The sequence below is a fragment of the Parabacteroides hominis genome, from assembly GCF_014287585.1.
Classification (GTDB): Bacteria; Bacteroidota; Bacteroidia; order Bacteroidales; family Tannerellaceae; genus Parabacteroides; species Parabacteroides hominis.
Map to the genome: position 1 here is coordinate 100,655 of NZ_JACOOJ010000001.1, position 17,792 is coordinate 118,446.

The 17,792-nt window shown below is 47.5% G+C and carries 14 protein-coding genes, 1 tRNA gene and 1 pseudogene; 8 read left to right on the plus strand and 8 right to left on the minus strand.

The window, feature by feature from the left end; genetic code table 11:
- Window positions 1-20 precede the first annotated feature (20 nt).
- Window positions 21-3,125, minus strand: a complete 3,105-nt coding sequence (locus H8S65_RS00390) for a SusC/RagA family TonB-linked outer membrane protein (protein ID WP_186927987.1) — start codon at window positions 3,123-3,125, stop codon at window positions 21-23.
- A 784-nt stretch (window positions 3,126-3,909) separates the two neighbouring features.
- Between H8S65_RS00390 and thrA the strand changes: the two genes are divergently transcribed.
- The 3 genes from thrA to thrC are packed head-to-tail and all read left to right on the plus strand — an operon-like array spanning window position 3,910 to window position 8,864.
- On the plus strand, window positions 3,910-6,348 hold the full coding sequence (gene thrA, locus H8S65_RS00395) for a bifunctional aspartate kinase/homoserine dehydrogenase I (RefSeq protein WP_186927988.1): 2,439 nt from the start codon (window positions 3,910-3,912) through the stop codon (window positions 6,346-6,348).
- Between the two features lie 3 nt (window positions 6,349-6,351).
- Window positions 6,352-7,554 carry a cofactor-independent phosphoglycerate mutase gene (locus H8S65_RS00400; protein WP_186927989.1) on the plus strand — a complete coding sequence of 401 codons (1,203 nt, stop codon included), beginning with the start codon at window positions 6,352-6,354 and terminating at the stop codon, window positions 7,552-7,554.
- The gene (gene thrC, locus H8S65_RS00405; protein WP_186927990.1) at window positions 7,551-8,864 is read left to right on the plus strand and encodes a threonine synthase; all 1,314 of its coding nucleotides are present in this window, start codon (window positions 7,551-7,553) and stop codon (window positions 8,862-8,864) included. Before H8S65_RS00400 ends, thrC begins: the two co-directional genes overlap by 4 nt.
- A gap of 217 nt (window positions 8,865-9,081) precedes the next feature.
- Here thrC and H8S65_RS00410 read toward each other — a convergent pair whose 3' ends face one another.
- Window positions 9,082-9,438: a DUF488 domain-containing protein gene (locus H8S65_RS00410; RefSeq protein ID WP_186927991.1), complete on the minus strand. Its 357-nt coding sequence runs from the start codon at window positions 9,436-9,438 to the stop codon at window positions 9,082-9,084.
- Between the two features lie 218 nt (window positions 9,439-9,656).
- Between H8S65_RS00410 and H8S65_RS00415 the strand changes: the two genes are divergently transcribed.
- Window positions 9,657-10,016, plus strand: a complete 360-nt coding sequence (locus H8S65_RS00415) for a DUF5856 family protein (RefSeq protein WP_255488989.1) — start codon at window positions 9,657-9,659, stop codon at window positions 10,014-10,016.
- A gap of 87 nt (window positions 10,017-10,103) precedes the next feature.
- Here the strand turns inward: H8S65_RS00415 and H8S65_RS00420 are convergent, their stop codons facing one another.
- On the minus strand, window positions 10,104-10,541 hold the full coding sequence (locus tag H8S65_RS00420) for a DUF695 domain-containing protein (RefSeq protein WP_186927993.1): 438 nt from the start codon (window positions 10,539-10,541) through the stop codon (window positions 10,104-10,106).
- Between the two features lie 85 nt (window positions 10,542-10,626).
- Between H8S65_RS00420 and H8S65_RS00425 the strand changes: the two genes are divergently transcribed.
- The gene (locus H8S65_RS00425; protein WP_186927994.1) at window positions 10,627-11,124 is read left to right on the plus strand and encodes a GNAT family N-acetyltransferase; all 498 of its coding nucleotides are present in this window, start codon (window positions 10,627-10,629) and stop codon (window positions 11,122-11,124) included.
- A gap of 41 nt (window positions 11,125-11,165) precedes the next feature.
- Here H8S65_RS00425 and H8S65_RS00430 read toward each other — a convergent pair.
- Window positions 11,166-11,318: pseudogene (locus H8S65_RS00430) on the minus strand (MmcQ/YjbR family DNA-binding protein); the annotation flags it as partial.
- Window positions 11,319-11,457: 139 nt separating this feature from the next.
- Between H8S65_RS00430 and H8S65_RS00435 the strand changes: the two are divergent.
- A complete protein-coding gene (locus H8S65_RS00435; RefSeq protein WP_186928175.1) occupies window positions 11,458-11,886 on the plus strand; it encodes a GNAT family N-acetyltransferase in 429 nt (142 codons plus the stop codon).
- Window position 11,887: 1 nt separating this feature from the next.
- Window positions 11,888-12,400 (plus strand): GNAT family N-acetyltransferase, encoded by a 513-nt coding sequence (locus H8S65_RS00440; protein WP_186927996.1) that lies wholly within the window; start codon window positions 11,888-11,890, stop codon window positions 12,398-12,400.
- On the opposite strand, the gene H8S65_RS00445 is transcribed toward H8S65_RS00440, so the two are convergent.
- The 4 genes from H8S65_RS00445 to H8S65_RS00460 form a co-directional block, all read right to left on the minus strand.
- Window positions 12,336-13,304 (minus strand): transporter, encoded by a 969-nt coding sequence (locus H8S65_RS00445; protein ID WP_186927997.1) that lies wholly within the window; start codon window positions 13,302-13,304, stop codon window positions 12,336-12,338. The genes H8S65_RS00440 and H8S65_RS00445 overlap by 65 nt on opposite strands.
- 165 nt (window positions 13,305-13,469) lie before the next feature.
- Window positions 13,470-14,555, minus strand: a complete 1,086-nt coding sequence (gene gcvT / locus H8S65_RS00450) for a glycine cleavage system aminomethyltransferase GcvT (RefSeq protein ID WP_186927998.1) — start codon at window positions 14,553-14,555, stop codon at window positions 13,470-13,472.
- Between the two features lie 17 nt (window positions 14,556-14,572).
- Window positions 14,573-15,802, minus strand: coding sequence for a peptidase T (gene pepT / locus H8S65_RS00455; protein WP_186927999.1), 1,230 nt, complete (start codon window positions 15,800-15,802; stop codon window positions 14,573-14,575).
- A gap of 112 nt (window positions 15,803-15,914) precedes the next feature.
- Window positions 15,915-17,321, minus strand: a complete 1,407-nt coding sequence (locus H8S65_RS00460) for an amidophosphoribosyltransferase (RefSeq protein ID WP_186928000.1) — start codon at window positions 17,319-17,321, stop codon at window positions 15,915-15,917.
- A gap of 327 nt (window positions 17,322-17,648) precedes the next feature.
- Here H8S65_RS00460 and H8S65_RS00465 point away from each other — a divergent pair.
- Window positions 17,649-17,722, plus strand: a tRNA-Thr gene (locus tag H8S65_RS00465).
- Window positions 17,723-17,792 lie beyond the last annotated feature (70 nt).

A 17,792-nucleotide genomic window follows, 5' to 3' on the forward strand; every position in this document is an offset into this window, starting at 1 on the left:
TCATTTATTAATTAGACTTTTTACAAATTAAGTTGCAGACCGAATGAAACGGACTTTGTCACCGGGAACCGGTTGGCAGTCGTACCGGATATGCTTTGTTCCGGATCCGTGCCGCGACGGGCTGCACTGCCGATCGTAACCAAGTTGTCGCCCTGCACGAACAAGCGTAATGAATTAACTTCGAACTTCTTCGTGAAGTTTTTAGGCAACGTATATCCCAACGTCACGTTCCTCAACCTCGCAAAAGAGTTGTTGAAAATGAATTTGGAAGTATAGGAACTCATATAATTCGCATAATTATAGTAGGTGGTCAAGCGAGGGAACTCGGCATTCGGATTTTCCGGTGTCCAGGAATCCAGCATATCCGGGTGCATGCTATAGCCTCTCCTGTAATACATGGATTGTGCATAGTCGCTGTCATACAGCTTGCCGCCGATACTGTAATAGATCATGAAAGAAAGATCGATACCCTTATATGAAAAGTTATTGGTAAAGCCCCCGAACAATTTAGGAATGGCATCGCCTAAGTATTTTTGCTGGCTGTCGCTCGTTACTTCATTATAGTTTTCAGTCTTTACCCGTTCCTTCACGACTTTCTCGCCTTTATCGTTCGTTTCGTAAATCGTTTTCCAATACTGGTCGTTTCCAGTTTCCGGATTGACGCCGGCATATTCGATTCCCCAGAAATTATAGCGGGATTCACCTTCACGCCATTTGAAGACACCGGCATTCACTTCGGCCTGCGGCAATTTGGTTATACGGTTCTTATAAGACGTTCCGTTCAAATCGATGGTCCATTTAAAATCTTTATTGGATATGGCAGCATAATTCAAAGAGAATTCGACACCTTGGTTCTTAACGTCGCCGATATTACGGTCAATACCGCTCATACCGGTAGACGGAGCCATTGGCAATGTAAACAACAGGTCTTTAGACTTACGGCTGAACCATTCGACACTACCGCTCAGTTTATTGAACACGGCAAAATCCAACCCGACATTGAACTGCAAATTCGTCTCCCATTTCAAACCCTTGTTTGACAAACGGCTGATCATCACACCCGGATCCCGGTAGTTGTTCATGCCTGTCGCATACAAGCCTTGATAAGCATAATAGGTTCCCAGATTATCATTACCTACTGCACCATAGCTGGCTTTCAGTTTCAAATTATCCAACCAGGAACTATAAGGTTTCATAAATTCTTCATTGGATATTCTCCATGAACCACCCAAAGACCAGAACTGCCCCCAGCGGTTATCCGGGTGGAAACGGGAAGAACCGTCTGTACGGAAGCTACCGGAAACGTAGTAACGATCTTTATAATCATATTCGACACGACTCAACCAGCTTAACAGACGGTATTTGTTGGTATAAGAATTCATACTGCTCATCACGGCTGCCGAACCGATCTCCGTAACACCAGGAAAAGGAAATCCTTGCTTTTCTGCAGACAACTGTTTATATTCCAAAGCATAGGCTTCCTGTCCCAATAAAACGGATAAAGAATGATCGCCGAAAGACTTCTCGTAAGTCAACAAGTTATTGATCGTATAAGATAGATTCCGGTCGCTTTCTTTATAAGCGGAACCTTTATAACCGGCAGCAAAACCATATTCGCTGTTTACATAACCATCATAATTATACTGATAAAAATCCACGCTGAAATTGGTACGCCATTTCAATCCCGGAATGAATGTTATTTCAAAATAGGTACGATTGGAAACATCGTCATGTGTCCAAGGAGCCTTGTTATAGGTATCATCAGCCAACGGGTTAGTTCCACTCCAGGAAGTACGGTAGTTTCCATAGTCAAAAATACGATTGCCGTTCTTGTCCAATCTGTAGGCATTCGTCGCGCCGTCCCATTCATAAATAGGATACAATGTCGGCATCGTACGCAAAAGCCATACGGTCTGATCACCGGCAGACCCTTCGCGCACACTGTGAGACAAACTGATGTTGGTTCCGACCTTCAACCATTTGTTTACACTATAGTTCAAGTTAGCACGTGTAGAATAGCGCTCGAAACGCTGTATAGAAAATACACCTTTATCGTTCAGGTAACCGGCTGATATAAAGTAGTCGGCTTTTTTATTCTTACCGCTGAAGTCTATTGTATATTCCTGACGCAAACGGGATTTCAACAAAGCGTTTCTCCAATCTCCCGAATAATTCAATTTGGCATTGGGATCCATCTTCCCATCTGTCCCGACCGGCATATCGATACTATAAGGATTATTACCGAATTCGCCCATTACATAATAAGAGGCATAGGAACGGGAATCTTCATCTTGATAACCTGAATCCAGATAGCCATTATACAAAGCACGCCAAGTCAATTGTGAAAGTTGATCCGGCGACAGTTGATCCGGTAATCCTACCGCCAAAGAAGAGAATCCCCAAGTCGAGCGGAAATTGATCTGGCCTTTCTCGCTGGAACCCTTACGCGTTGTAATCATCACGACGCCATTAGCAGCACGAGAACCGTACAAAGCGGTAGCCGAAGCGTCTTTCAAAATAGTCATAGACTCGATATCGTTCGGGTTAATCGCATTCAAATACCCGTCGTAAGCCGTCCCGTCCACCACATAAAGCGGAGAACTGGATGCATTCATGGAACCGATACCACGGATCATGATCGTCGCATCTTCGCCCGGCTCACCGGAATTATTCAACACCTGCACACCGCTGCTCTGCCCCTGCAAAGCCTGGGTTATGTTGGATGCTTTGATTTTTTCCAGCGATTCTTTCTTGACCACGCTGGCCGATCCTGTAAAGGTCGATTTCTTTCCTGTACCGTAGGCAACAACCATCACCTCGTCGATCGCAACCATATCCGGCTCCATTTCAATCTTCATACTTCGACCGGTAATGGAGACCTCTTTCGTTTTATACCCTAAATAAGAGAGATGGAGTGTTTTAGTACGTGGAGAGACTGCCATCGAAAACTCTCCCTTTTCATTGGTGGTTACACCATTCATCGTCTGCTTGTCTACGACAGCGACCCCGATCATCGGCAAGCCGTCTTCGGTAGAAATTACGATACCAGACACTGTCTTTTCTTGTGCTAACAGCAAATGCCCCCATAAGGACATTACAAAAAGAATCCAAAAGAACCTCTTCATAATCAATAGATTTAAATGATACATTCAAGTAGAGCTACATTGACCTGTAAAAACGTTCCCTTTTAATTAAGGTGAATAAAACAATAACGATCCCTTATTATAAGGACGTAGTTCTAACAGGACATTGTATTCGACACACTAATAGCCGCAAATATATTAAATTTATAATTAATCAAACTAAAATAAGATATTTTTTAATCGGAAAGGCTAAAAAATATTCAGATCATAAAAGAATAAGACGGTCGAAACAACTGTTTTCATGTTTTTTTTCTACCGAGTCTATACCTTAGAATATAAATCATACGACTCTGCCTCTCCTGTTCCAGCGGCTTGGGAGGCCGGCTGCAAATGCCTTTCCGCATTTAACAATATTAGCAGAAAGGAACCAACCCGCCAAGTCCTGTTAGAACTACGTCCTTCTTTTTGGCGTGATATCGAACTTTTTTCTGTCAAATTTCAACTTTCAACTAAAAAAATGCTTGCATTTGAAAAATAATGCGTAATATTGCCGACGTAAATATAAACACAAGGAAAATCGCAAATGACATTAACAGGTTTCACATATCATACCTGGGCACTGACAATGACCCCTTGGGGGGTTTAGCATATACAAATAAACAAGTGCGGAGACCACGTCCCGCTTTGTTGCAATTCTCACATTGCACTTGCGTTTCTTTTTTCCAAATCAATCAATAATTAGTAAATAACTGACATTCGCAAACCGGTATGCAGTTTTGTTTTTAAACTGTCGATTGTAGATTGTCAACTAAATAAATACATATCGATGAAAGTATTGAAATTCGGCGGAACATCCGTAGGTTCCGTGGATAGCATTCTGAGTGTAAAGAAGATAGTAGAGGCCATTGAAGAGCCTGTAATCGTCGTAGTATCCGCCTTAGGGGGGATCACGGACAAACTGCTGAAGACAGCCTCGATGGCAACAAACGGAGATGTAGCCTACGAAAGAGAGTTTTCCGAAATCGTAACCCGCCATCTCGACGTCATACAAGGTGTTATCCCCGACAAAACAAAGCGGATCGAAGTGCAGAAGCAAGTGATGGCTTTGCTCGACGAACTGGGTAATATTTACAAAGGTGTGTACCTCATCAACGACCTGTCGGCCAAGACTTCCGACACGATCGTCAGCTATGGCGAGCGTATCTCCTCGCTGATCGTTTCGAATGTGATAAACGAAGCCAAACTGTTCGACTCGCGCAAATTCATCAAGACGGTCAAACAATTCAACAAGCATATCGTCGATTTCGAATCGACTAACAAACTGATCGAAGAGACATTCGACCCGCTGCCCAAAGTATCGTTGGTTCCCGGTTTCATCTCTTCGAGCAAAGAAGGAGAAGTGACCAACCTCGGACGAGGCGGTTCCGACTATACCGCCTCCATCCTGGCGACGGCCTTAGGTGCACGCCGGCTGGAGATATGGACGGATGTGGACGGCTTCATGACAGCCGATCCGCGTGTGATCAGTTCGGCCTACGTCATCGACCGGCTGACCTTTACGGAAGCGATGGAACTGTGTAATTTCGGTGCGAAGGTGATTTATCCTCCAACGATCTACCCGGTTTATCACAAAAACATACCGATCCGTATCCTGAACACCTTCAACCCGACCGCAAGGGGTACTTATATCTCCAAAGAACGGGTACAAGATGACAGCAAAGCGATCATCAAAGGGATCTCGTCCATCAACGACACCTGCCTGATCACGGTGCAAGGTTTGGGCATGGTGGGTGTTATCGGTGTCAACTACCGTATCTTCAAGACATTGGCGAAGAACGGCATCAGCGTGTTCATGGTGTCGCAGGCCAGTTCGGAAAACAATACGACATTTGCCGTCCGAAATGCGGACGCAGACCTGGCGGTCAAGGTCTTGGACGAAGAATTCGCACTCGAACGCGCACAGGGCGACATGAGCGACACGGTGGCGGAAAAGGACCTGGCTACCGTCGCTATCGTAGGTGAAAACATGAAGCGCACTCCGGGTATCGCCGGTAAGCTGTTCGGGACCCTGGGCAGCGCAGGTATCAGCGTGATCGCCTGTGCACAGGGGGCTTCCGAAACGAATATTTCGTTCGTCATCAAGCTGAAATACCTGCGCAAGGCGTTGAACTCGATCCACGACTCCTTTTTTCTCTCCCAATACAAGGTGTTGAACCTTTTCATCGCGGGTGTCGGTACGGTCGGAGGAAACCTGTTGGAACAGATCCGCATCCAACAACCGAAACTGATGCAACAGAACGGGCTGAAACTGAATGTTGTCGGCATAGCCAACAGCATGCATGCTATCTTCTGCCGCGAAGGGCTGAACCTGGAAACCTGTATCGACGAACTGAAAAAGAACGGGCAGGAAAGTTCGCCCGAACATCTGAAAGATGAAATTCTGAAGATGAATATCTTTAACTCGGTATTCGTGGATTGCACGGCCAACCAGGCGGTGTCCGACCTTTACGAGGAATTGTTGAACAACAACGTATCGGTCGTTGCGGCAAACAAGATCGCCGCCTCTTCTTCATACGAAAACTATATCAAGCTGAAAGAAACGGCCCGTCACCGCGGCATCAAGTTCCTGTTCGAAACAAACGTCGGGGCCGGACTGCCGATCATCAACACGATGAACGACCTGATCAACAGCGGCGACCATATCCTGAAATTAGAGGCTGTCCTTTCCGGCACGCTCAACTATATCTTCAATACGCTAAGTGCGGACATTCCTTTCAGTAAAGCGATCATGATGGCGAAAGAAGAGGGTTACTCCGAACCGGACCCCCGTATCGACCTGAGCGGGAAGGACGTGATACGCAAATTAGTGATCCTGGCACGCGAAGCCGGTTACAAGGTGGAGCAGGAAGATGTGAAGCGTAACCTTTTCATTCCCGAAAGCTACTTCGAAGGCTCGCTGGATGATTTCTGGCGTAACATACAGGGTCTGGATGCCCGGTTCGAAGAAAAGCGCCAGCAGTTGGAAGCGGAAGACAAGCGTTTCCGTTTCGTTGCCAAAATGGAAAACGGGGCGTGTGAAGTCGGTTTGCAGGAGGTCGATGCGCACCACCCGTTCTACGAACTGGAAGGCAGCAACAACATCATCATGATCTCTACCGAACGATACCACGAGTATCCGATGATCATCAAAGGATATGGAGCCGGAGCCGACGTCACGGCAGCCGGAGTCTTCGCTGATATTATTTCGATCGCTAACATTCGATAAATTATGAAAAGTATAATCATCTTGGGAGACGGTATGGCCGACGAGCCGATAGAGGCTTTGGGCGGCAAGACACCGATGCAATATGCAGACACTCCCTATATGGACAAACTGGCCGAACTGGGCGTTACCGGACGTATGAAGACCGTTGCCGACGGTTTCCATCCGGGTAGCGAAGTGGCGAATATGGCAGTATTAGGCTACGACCTTCCGACCGTCTACGAAGGGCGGGGCGTGCTGGAAGCAGCCAGTATCGGATATGACCTGAAACCGGGGGAAATGGCCATGCGCTGTAACCTGATCTGCGTGGAAGGCGATGTCCTGAAGAACCATTCTTCCGGCCATATCACCACGGAGGAGGCAGACGAACTGATCCGCTTTCTGAACGAGCAGCTGGGGTCCGATCGCGTACATTTTTATACCGGTGTGTCTTACCGCCACCTGTTAGTAGTGAAAGGAGGCGACAAACGTCTGGATTGCACTCCCCCGCACGATGTGCCTCTCCATCCTTTCCGCCCCTTGATGATTAAACCGGAAGTTCCCGAAGCGCAGGAGACAGCTGATATGCTGAACGACCTGATCCTGAAATCGCAGGAGATACTGAAAGACCATCCCGTCAACCGCCGGCGCATCGCAGCCGGGAAAGACCCGGCAAACAGCATATGGCCCTGGTCGCCTGGATATCGTCCGGCTATGCAGACCATGCAGGAAATGTATGGCTTCAAGCAGGGTTCCGTCATCTCGGCCGTCGACCTGATACGGGGCATAGGCGTATATGCCGGGCTGAAAGTGATTGACGTCGAAGGGGCTACCGGGCTCTACGACACGAACTACGAAGGAAAAGCGCATGCCGCCCTCGAAGCCTTGAAGACAAACGACTTTGTCTACCTCCATGTCGAAGCCAGCGACGAAGCCGGACACGAAGGGGATGTCGACCTGAAGATCCGGACCATCGAAAACCTGGACAAACGGGCTATCGGCATCATCTTCGAAGAGTTGAAGAAATGGGATGAACCGGTAGCGATTGCCGTACTGCCCGACCACCCGACTCCTTGCTCCATCCGTACGCACACAAACACGCCTGTCCCTTTCCTGATCTATAAACCGGGACAAGAGCCTGACAGCGTGACGCGTTTCGACGAGTTCTCCGTACTGGAAGGGAAATATGGCATATTAGAAAAAGACGAATTTATAAAAGAATTAGTATGAAATATTACAGCACAAACAAACAAGCTCCGCTCGCCTCGCTGGAAGAAGCCGTCGTAAAAGGTCTTGCCGGTGACAAAGGTTTATATATGCCGGAACACATCCGGCCTTTGGAGAAAGATGTGATCTCCGGTCTCAAAAACAAATCGTTCCATGAAATCGCCTGCACGGTAGCACGGGCTTTCTTCGGGGAAGATATAGAACCGGAAACGCTCGATACAATCGTCCGGGACACGCTGTCGTTCGAGACACCGGTCGTCCTTGTACGCGACAATATCTACAGCCTTGAACTTTTCCACGGCCCGACACTGGCTTTCAAGGATGTAGGCGGACGTTTCATGGCCCGCCTGTTAGGCTATTTCATCAAAAAAGAGGGGTTGAAGCAGGTGAACGTATTAGTGGCCACTTCCGGTGATACAGGAAGTGCCGTTGCAAACGGCTTCCTTGGCGTGCCGGGCATTCACGTGTATGTGCTCTATCCGAAAGGGAAGGTAAGCCCGATCCAGGAATGCCAGTTCACCACGCTTGGACAAAACATCACGGCGCTGGAAATAGACGGGACGTTCGACGATTGCCAGGCATTGGTCAAGTCCGCTTTTATGGACAAAGAGCTGAACCGCCACATGAAGCTGACATCTGCCAACTCCATCAACGTGGCACGTTTCCTGCCGCAATCTTTCTACTACTTCAACGCGTATGCACAATTGGATAAAGCTGGCAAAGCGAACCAACTGGTCGTATCCGTCCCCAGCGGGAACTTCGGCAATATCACAGCCGGGTTGTTCGCCCACCGGATGGGATTGCCGATCAAACGTTTCGTGGCTGCCAACAACCGCAACGACGTATTCCTGGAATACCTGCGCACGGGTGTCTACACGCCGCGTCCTTCCGTTCCGACTATCGCCAATGCTATGGATGTCGGCGATCCGAGCAACTTCGCCCGCATCCTGGACTTGTACGGCAAGAACGGCAATCCACACGGCGAAATCAGCCAACTGATCAGCGGCTACCGTTTCACGGACGAAGAGATCGGGGCAACCATGAAGCAGGTTTACAACGAAACGGGTTACGTGTTAGACCCCCACGGTGCTTGCGGCTACCAGGCTTTAATCGAGAATAAACTGGCCCCGAACGAAACCGGCCTGTTCCTCGAAACCGCCCATCCTGCGAAGTTCAAAGGGACCGTAGACAAGATCCTAAATGCCGACATCGAAATCCCCGCCAAACTGAAAGCCTTCATGCAAGGAGAAAAGCAAAGCGTCGGGATGGGAAAGGACTTCGAAAGTTTCAAATCATATCTGATGAAACAATAATTTGTCTTTTACTTTTGGCTTAACCTAAAAGTAATCAAAAATTCAAGGCGGAACCGGAGGTGTCAAAACAGACTTGTTCCCGCGCTTGACGCGGGAACGCATGAAAACTGGCCGTATAAATATCTGATTGATAAGGCCTGTTCTTTTGCAGCCCCGCGCTTGACGCGGGGACAAGTACATTTTGACACATCCCCCCAAAAGATTCTGCTGTCGCCTGTTAAATAAGCGAATCTAAAAACTCTTTTAATATTCTTGCGTGATTATGTTCCTTTTCTTTAGAAGCATACAACAAAGTCACGATCGGATGCGTACGGATCGATTCGATAAAGGCTTTCACAGCCCCCGATCCTGCCAGTTCCTTTTTATACAAGGAAGCAAATTCGTCCCACCTTTTCTCCGGGTCCTGATGAAACCAGGTGCGCAACTCCGGGGAAGGCGTGATATCTTTTGCCCAGATATCATAATGGAAAGACGTTTTCTTCATGCCTCTCGGCCACAAACGATCTACAAAAACACGCAGACCGTCGGAGGGATCCATATCATCATAAACACGTTTCAATTTAATCTGTACCATATCTTTCCTATTTATATGTCCATTTTCAGATATAAACAATGTCTATCGGCAAATAGTTATCCCCTCCAAAATAAACATATTTAGCATTCGGTTTCTAAACTTTCAGGAAAGAGAAACTGTTTAAAACACAGAAACAAGAAACACAAAATAGATTCACTATGAGTACAGCAACAGTAAAAAAATCTGAGAAGAAACAGAGTATGACAAATTCTTCAAACATGGAGATAGCAACATTTATCGGAGAACTTTTCTCCTTTAACAGTAGCTTGAAACTTTATCACTGGAGTGTTACCGGCACCGGCAGCTATGCCAAACATATGGCGCTGGACGAAGCAATCGCTTCCCTTTTGGATATTATCGACAGAATCACCGAAACGACTTACGCTTTAGTCGGCGATTTGCATATTTCCATCCCCGAAACAAAAACTCCGGGCGATATCGACAAACATGCTTCCGAGTTCTACAATTATGTAGAGAAACACAGGGACCTTTTCCCGGAAGCCTTCTCACAGTCCATCATCGACGACTACCAGGAAGCTATCCAGCAATTGATCTACAGGCTGGTTAGATTGGAATAGACAATATCTGATCTTTTTTTCACCTATAGCAAAGGGACTGTCCCAGTGTCGGGGCAGTCCCTTTATTTTTTCCGTACGGGCGAGACGTCATTCAATAGCCCATTCCTTCATCTCGTACATATCCAGGTATTCCTCCCATTCGGGGTCCACCTCCGTATAGATAGAGAGCGGCAACATTTCAAACGGAGCCAGGGCTTCGTTCAACCGTTCACCAAAGACGCGGACGGTACGGGTATAATAGACCCATATCCTCTCCTCGCCTCCGGTATAAACCCCGGTCAGGATCGAGAGTTTGTCTTTTTCCATCGCCTTACGCAGAACTTCCTGCACCTCCTCCATCTTTCCGGCAAGCGCTTCGGAAGGCATTCCTTTGTCGTCACCTTCATATTTCCAGGTGATTTCCACCCGCTCCTTGAACTTGCCCGACTGAATAAATTCGGTTAATTCATCACGACCGGAAACGGTGACCAGTTGTCCGGATTCATTCTCTGAAAGAGCTGTAAACCACTCGTTGCTTAATCTCATATCAATATCAATTATTTTACAAAAATAGGGATTATTTTCCTACCAATACATTATTTTTGCGGCAAGAATACAAGATAAAAGAGATATGATCAGACAGGTGGAACTCCAGGATGCGAAAGCGATCACGGATATTTACAACGAATATGTGCAGCATAGCGTGGCGACTTTCGACACGGAGCCGGTGCAGGAAGAGGAGATGCGTGTCCGGATTGCTGAAATATCTTCCCGCTTTCCTTATTTCATCTATGAGGAGGGCAAGGAAATCGCCGGATATTGTTATGCCCATACGTGGAAAGAGCGTTCCGCTTACCGCTATACGTTAGAAACGACTGTTTACCTGTCTCCCGGACATACCGGAAAAGGAATCGGAATGCTCCTGATGCAAAAGCTGATCGAAGCATGTCGCGAAAATGGCTACCGCGCCCTGATTGCCTGCATCACGGAAGGGAACGAAGCCAGTAACATCTTACATGAAAGACTTGGGTTCAAACAGGTTTCCCGCTTCAAAAAGGTCGGTTTGAAGTTCAACCGCTGGCTGGATGTCGTAGACTACGAACTTCTGCTGACTCCGGCCTGCGACTGAACGACGCTGTTCCGGTCGTCAATGGGTGTAATCCGGAATCTCTAAAGAAATAAATCTTTCTCTTTTTTAGAAAGGGAACGATAAACGATATCATAAGATTGCCGTACAAGTTCCTTAATCGTATTGTCGGGAACATCCTGATTAAAGTGAACACTTATCCAATGCCGCTTATTCATGTGCCATCCCGGCTTTATCTCTAAATTCCTCTACATTCATCACCGTTTCTTTTAAATTCTGTATGGCTGAAACCTATTTTGTTCCTACTCAGACACAAAAATAGCAAAATAAAAAATGAAAAGATTATATTTGCAAATCTTACTTAAAGATATTAGCATGATACGGAAATTAGCAAAAGAGGAATACAACGATGCCGCAGATTTATCCTACCAAGTCTGTATGGAATGTGGTATCAGCGACTTTACCCAAGAAGGCATTGAAACCTTTAAAAGTTTCATCTATGACACATCATTAATGAATGAACTTGATCTATATGGGGCTTTTGATAATAATCTGTTGATAGGAGTTATCGGTATCAATAGAAAAAGGCAACATATATCACTCTTTTTCATCCAACCGAAATATCATCGGCAAGGAATAGGAAAATCACTTTTCAATCATATGATAAATGATTGTAACTTTACAAAGATAACGGTCAACTCTTCAACGTATGGAGAGGCATTCTACCAACACGTAGGCTTCAAAAAAGTCGGCGAGGGAGCGTTTAATAGGGGGATAATGAGTATTCCGATGATAAAAGAATGATATGAAAACAGATTACACAATCAGAACAGCCCGGCTGTCTGACGCCTCTGAACTCAGAGATTTATTTCGAGAGACGGTTCTCACAATAAACAAGCGTGATTATTCACAGGCAGAAGTGGAAGATTGGGCATCGTGCGGGAACGATCTCTCTCGTATAAAAGAGATGATCCAGACACATTATTTTATTGTGGCTACTAACCGGCTGTCACAGATTGTCGGTTTTTCATCCATTACTGCGCAGGGATATTTACATTCCATGTTTGTTCATAAGGATTTCCAGGGTAAAGGTATCGCGACGATACTTTTAAATGACATAGAGCGTTATGCTATCACAGCAGGAATTACGCGAATCACATCAGAAGTAAGTTTAACAGCCCGCCCATTCTTTGAAAAAAGAGGCTATATAGTAGAGGAAGAACAAAAGCGCAAAGCCAATCAGCTTTCTCTCACTAATTTTTGGATGGCGAAGGAATGGGATCATTCTTCCTCTTTTTCCAAAGCTGGTAACTGTTAAAAATATTTTGCCAGAGGACGTAGGACCCAGGGCCGACCGATGAAAGGGGGTCCAGATAGGTATAGGCCATCCAGATGGCAAGTACGGTGTTTTTCTGGCCGAGTGCCTGCCCGGCACTGATGCGGTCGAAATAACGGGTCCCGATCCGTTTACCTAAATAGAACTGAACGGCGCAGGTCACGAATCCGGCTAAGGCTATCAACACCTCCACTCCTACCGGAGCATTGCTTTCGGCAAGAGACTTCACGGTCTGGGCCGTCACGATGGCAAGCGCGACACCCCAGAGATAGAAAGCAAGATCACGGAAGCCCAACAGGAAATGATGCAGCTTCGGCAGGAAATAGCGGAACAGCAACGCCAGGAAAAACGGACAGAGCAGCAAAGGGAACACCTTGCTCAATATCTTCAGGAAAGCGGTCATAAAGGTTATATCGGCATGAGGCTCTACCAACGGGAACATCAACGGGACGACTATCGCCGCCAAAATGTTTGACAACAACGTGTAAGTCGTCAGGCTGGACGCGCTCCCCCCCAACTTGCCGGTGATAACAGCCGCAGCCGTAGCCGTCGGGCAGATCAGGCAGACCATCGCGCCCTCGAAAACCTCCTTATAAGCACCATCCATGCGTACAAATATCAACAAAGCAGCTACCAGCGAAGCCGAAACAAGCTGGAACAACAACAGCCACCCATGCCAGGGAGAAGGCATCAACTCATGCGGTTGCACCTTACAAAACGTAAGCAATAGTTGCGCAAAGATCAGAGCAGGAGTCAGATAGGCAACAAAAGAATTCATAAACGGTTTTATCGGCCCCAGAAAAGCGAAGTTGGCAAAGATAAAATACCCTAATGCACCGGCAAGCATCGCAACAGGCAATGTCCAGTTTTTCAGAAAATTCAACATAGAAATATCCTATTTTTTATTCGGGATGCAAACTTACAAAACATCTCCCACTTCCCCCACTATAATCACAACAAAATCCAAAGCACAACAAAACCCATAGGGTTACGGGTCATAAAGCATAGCTTTGCACCTCCTAACCCTATGGGTTTTCCTATCTATCTCGCCTTACTTGCGGAACGGCGTTTTTACGACCTGAGCTTTCAGATTGCGACCCCGGACCTTGATAAAGATTTCCGTCCCTACTTTCGCAAATTCAGGTTTCACATATCCCATACCGATACCCTTCTTCAAGACAGGCGACATGGTTCCGGATGTTACCACACCGATGATATTGTCTTCGGCATCGGCAATTTCATAGCCGTGACGGGGAATACCTTTGTCGGCCAGTTCGAAAGCACACAACTTGCGGGTAACGCCTTCTTTCTTCTGGCGTTCCAGTTCGGCGCGGTTGGTGAAGTTCTTGCCTTCGGCGAACTTGGTGATCCAACCCAGACCGGCTTCGATCGGCGAAGTGGTGTCGTCGAGGTCATTTCCATACAGGCAGAAGCCCATTTCCAGACGCAACGTGTCACGTGCACCCAAGCCGATCGGCTTGATACCTTCAGGCTTGCCTGCCTCGAAGATGGCATTCCAGATCGTCATGGCATCGTCCAGGTAGAAATACAGTTCGAAACCACCGGCTCCGGTATATCCCGTATTGGAGATGATCACGTTCTTGCAACCGGCAAACTCGCCCGTCACAAACGAATAGTAAGGGATGGAAGACAAGTCGACCGGAGTCAGGCGTTGCAAAACCTCAACGGCTTTAGGGCCCTGGATAGCGAGCTGTGCGGTACGGTCGGAAGAGTTTTCCAGTTCCGCACCTACCGTGTTATGGCTTACGCACCAGTCCCAATCCTTGGCGATGTTGCCCGCATTGACAACCAAAAGGTATTTTTCGGGTTCATAATGATAGACCAGCAGGTCGTCCACGATACCGCCCTTGTCATTCGGGAAGCAAGTATATTGAGCCTTGCCGATCGGCAACACGGAAGCGTCGTTCGAGGTGACGCTCTGGATGAATGCCAGCGCGTTCGGGCCTTTTACCCAGAACTCGCCCATGTGGGAAACGTCGAACACGCCTACGCCGTTCACAACGGTCATGTGTTCATCGATAATACCGGTATATTCGATCGGCATGTTAAAACCTGCAAATTCATGCATTTTGGCACCGAGTGCGATGTGCACGTCGGTAAACGGAGTTGTTTTCATGATTTATGATTTGTGATTTATGATTTATAATTGCCTTTAACTAACAATTCGGTTATTTTAATAATTGTCTCCATACTCTTTTCCAGCGACTTGACCGGAAGGAATTCATACCGTCCGTGGAAGTTCAACCCGCCTGCGAAGATATTCGGGCAAGGCAGTCCCATGAAAGAGAGGCGCGCACCGTCCGTTCCTCCGCGGATCGGCTTCACCAGAGGTGTGACACCGGCTTCCTTCATGGCTTCGAAAGCCAAGTCCACGATGAACTTCTTCGGTTCGACCACTTCACGCATATTGTAATACTGGTCACGCATTTCGAGCGTCGTGCTGCCCGGATGCATTTCGTTCATGCGCTTCACCAATTCGTGCAGCAACTCTTTCTTTTGCTCGAAAGCGGTGCGCACATGGTCGCGTATAATATAGGAAAGGGAAGCCTCTTCGACCGTTCCGCTCATGCCGGTCAGGTGGAAAAACCCTTCATAGCCGGTCGTATGTTCGGGACGCTGTGCGACAGGCAGCCAGGAGGCAAATTCCACTGCCAGCAACGATGCGTTCAGCATCTTGTCTTTGGCATACCCCGGATGCACGTTCAGCCCTTTGAAAAGGACTTTGGCGCCAGCGGCATTGAAGTTCTCGTATTCCAGTTCGCCGATTTGACCGCCGTCAATCGTATAAGCCCATTCGCAACCGAACTTTTCGACATCGAAATGGTCGGCTCCGGCCCCGATCTCTTCATCGGGCGTAAACCCGATACGGATCTTGCCGTGTTCGATTTCAGGATGGTCTTTCAGGTATTTCATGGCGGCGATGATAGCAGCCACGCCTCCCTTATCGTCCGCCCCCAACAGGGTCTTGCCGTTGGTCACGATGATATCCTGTTCCTTATAATCGTTCAGTTCGGGGAACATGAGCGGCGAGAGCACCACGTTTTCTTCGGCACATAACACGATGTCGCCTCCTTTATACGTCACGATACGGGGCGAGACATCCTTGCCCGACATATCGGGGCTTGTGTCCAAATGGGCGATAAAGCCGATCACCGGAACTTCCTTCGCCGTATTGGCAGGCAGGGTAGCCATCAGGTAGCACTTGTCATCGAGGGTGATGTCTTCCAATCCAACCTCTTCCAACTCTTTTACCAATGCTTCGGCAAACACACGCTGTCCCGGCGTACTGGGAGTCACACCCGTGGTTTCGCTCGACTGCGTGTCGAACGTCACGTACTTCAAAAATCTATCTGTTACAGTCATAAGCTTATTATTAATGTTACAAGCCATAAAAGTAATCAAAGTGTCACTAACAACAAAAAAATCATGCGCATTTCTGCACATGATTTTCCTTATTCCATCAGATCATATCTCTTTAGAAACAACTGCTTCCGTCGAAACAATGCGTACAAACTTTACATTTCGGCAATCCGATCGCCTCCACGAGTGTTTCCAGCGTATTGAACTTTAACGAACTCAGGCCGAAACGTTCGGCGATGATATCCACCATCTTCTGATATTCCGGCGAATCGGTCGTCGCATATTTGTCCAGGTTCTTGTTCTCATCTCCTTCCAGTTCTTTGATGATCCGGCGGGTGATCAGTTCGAGGTCGCTCTTCGACGAAGTAAAGCCGAGGAACGGGCAGCCGTAGATAAGGGGCGGGCAAGCAATACGCATGTGCACCTCTTTTGCCCCGTAGTCATACAATATTTTCACGTTGTCGCGGAGCTGTGTCCCGCGTACGATCGAGTCATCACAAAACAGGATACGCTTGCCTTCCAGCATGGCCCGGTTGGGGATCAGCTTCATTTTGGCAACGAGCGAACGCATTTCCTGGTTGGCCGGAGTGAAGCTGCGCGGCCAGGTCGGCGTGTATTTGGCAATAGCCCGATGGTAAGGCGCTCCTTTCCCCTCGGCATAGCCCAAAGCCATACCGACGCCGGAATCAGGAATACCGCAGACGCAATCCACTTCGTACTCATCCTTCTTTCCCATCTTGTAGCCGCTTTGGAAACGGACTTCCTCGACATTCCGGCCTTCATAGCAGGAAACGGGAAAACCATAATATACCCACAGGAAGGAACACACCTGCATCTGTTCGTTCGGCTGGCGCATCTGCTCGATGCTGTCGGCACGCAAGCGGAGGATTTCACCCGGTCCGACAAACCGGTCTATTTCATAATCCAGGTTAGGCAAACTGCTCGATTCGCTGGTAGCGGCAAAAGCCCCCTCTTTCTTACCTATAATAATAGGTGTACGCCCCCACTTGTCGCGGGCCACGATGATGCCGTCTTCCGTCAGCAGCAACATGGAACAGGAACCTTTGATCCGATCGAATACGTTTTCAATTCCTTCGACAAAATCATTTCCCTGCGTGATCAGCAGCGCCACCAGTTCCGTCTGGTTCGTTTTGCCCGAACTCAGTTCGGAAAAGTGCATGTTCGCCTTCAGCAAATCCCGTTCCAACTCATCGATGTTATTGATCTTGGCAACCGTCACGATAGCGAACTTGCCGAGATGGGAGTTGATGACGATCGGCTGCGCATCCGTATCGCTGATGATACCGATTCCGGCATTTCCCACAAACTTATCGAGAGCAGGCTCAAACTTCGTACGAAAATAAGAACTTTCCAGATTGTGAATTGAACGAGTAAAACCGGCTTCCTTATCGTATGTTGCCATACCTCCCCGGCGAGTCCCCAGATGAGAATTATAGTCGGTGCCATAGAATAAATCAGTTGAACAGGCCGACTTAGAAATAGTTCCGAAAAAACCACCCATTGTAAATAGTGTTTTTGATTTTTGAATTTGGTTGCAAAGGTACAAGATTATTTAGAAATCCGAAATATCCCTTCCTTATAAACAAACTCTGCCCTCCAATCTTCCGCTATTGCATACATTTTTTAACATGCCCAAAAACAAAAGGTTTCCAACCACTTACAAACAAATAACGCTCACACCGGCAGAAAACGCTTGCATTGTAAAAAATAATATCTACTTTTGCACCCGGGTAAGTCCTACACGGCATGCTCCCTCGGAATCCCCCAGGGCTTGACCGCAGCAAGGGTACTTGGTTGTAGCGGCGCGATGTAGTAAGCTTACCCACCTGCCTCTTTAGCTCAGTTGGCCAGAGCACGTGATTTGTAATCTCGGGGTCGTTGGTTCGAATCCGACAAGAGGCTCAAGAAAATGGACAATTGGAAATTGAAAATTAGCTGAAAAAGAATAATTATCAATTTTCAATTGTCCATT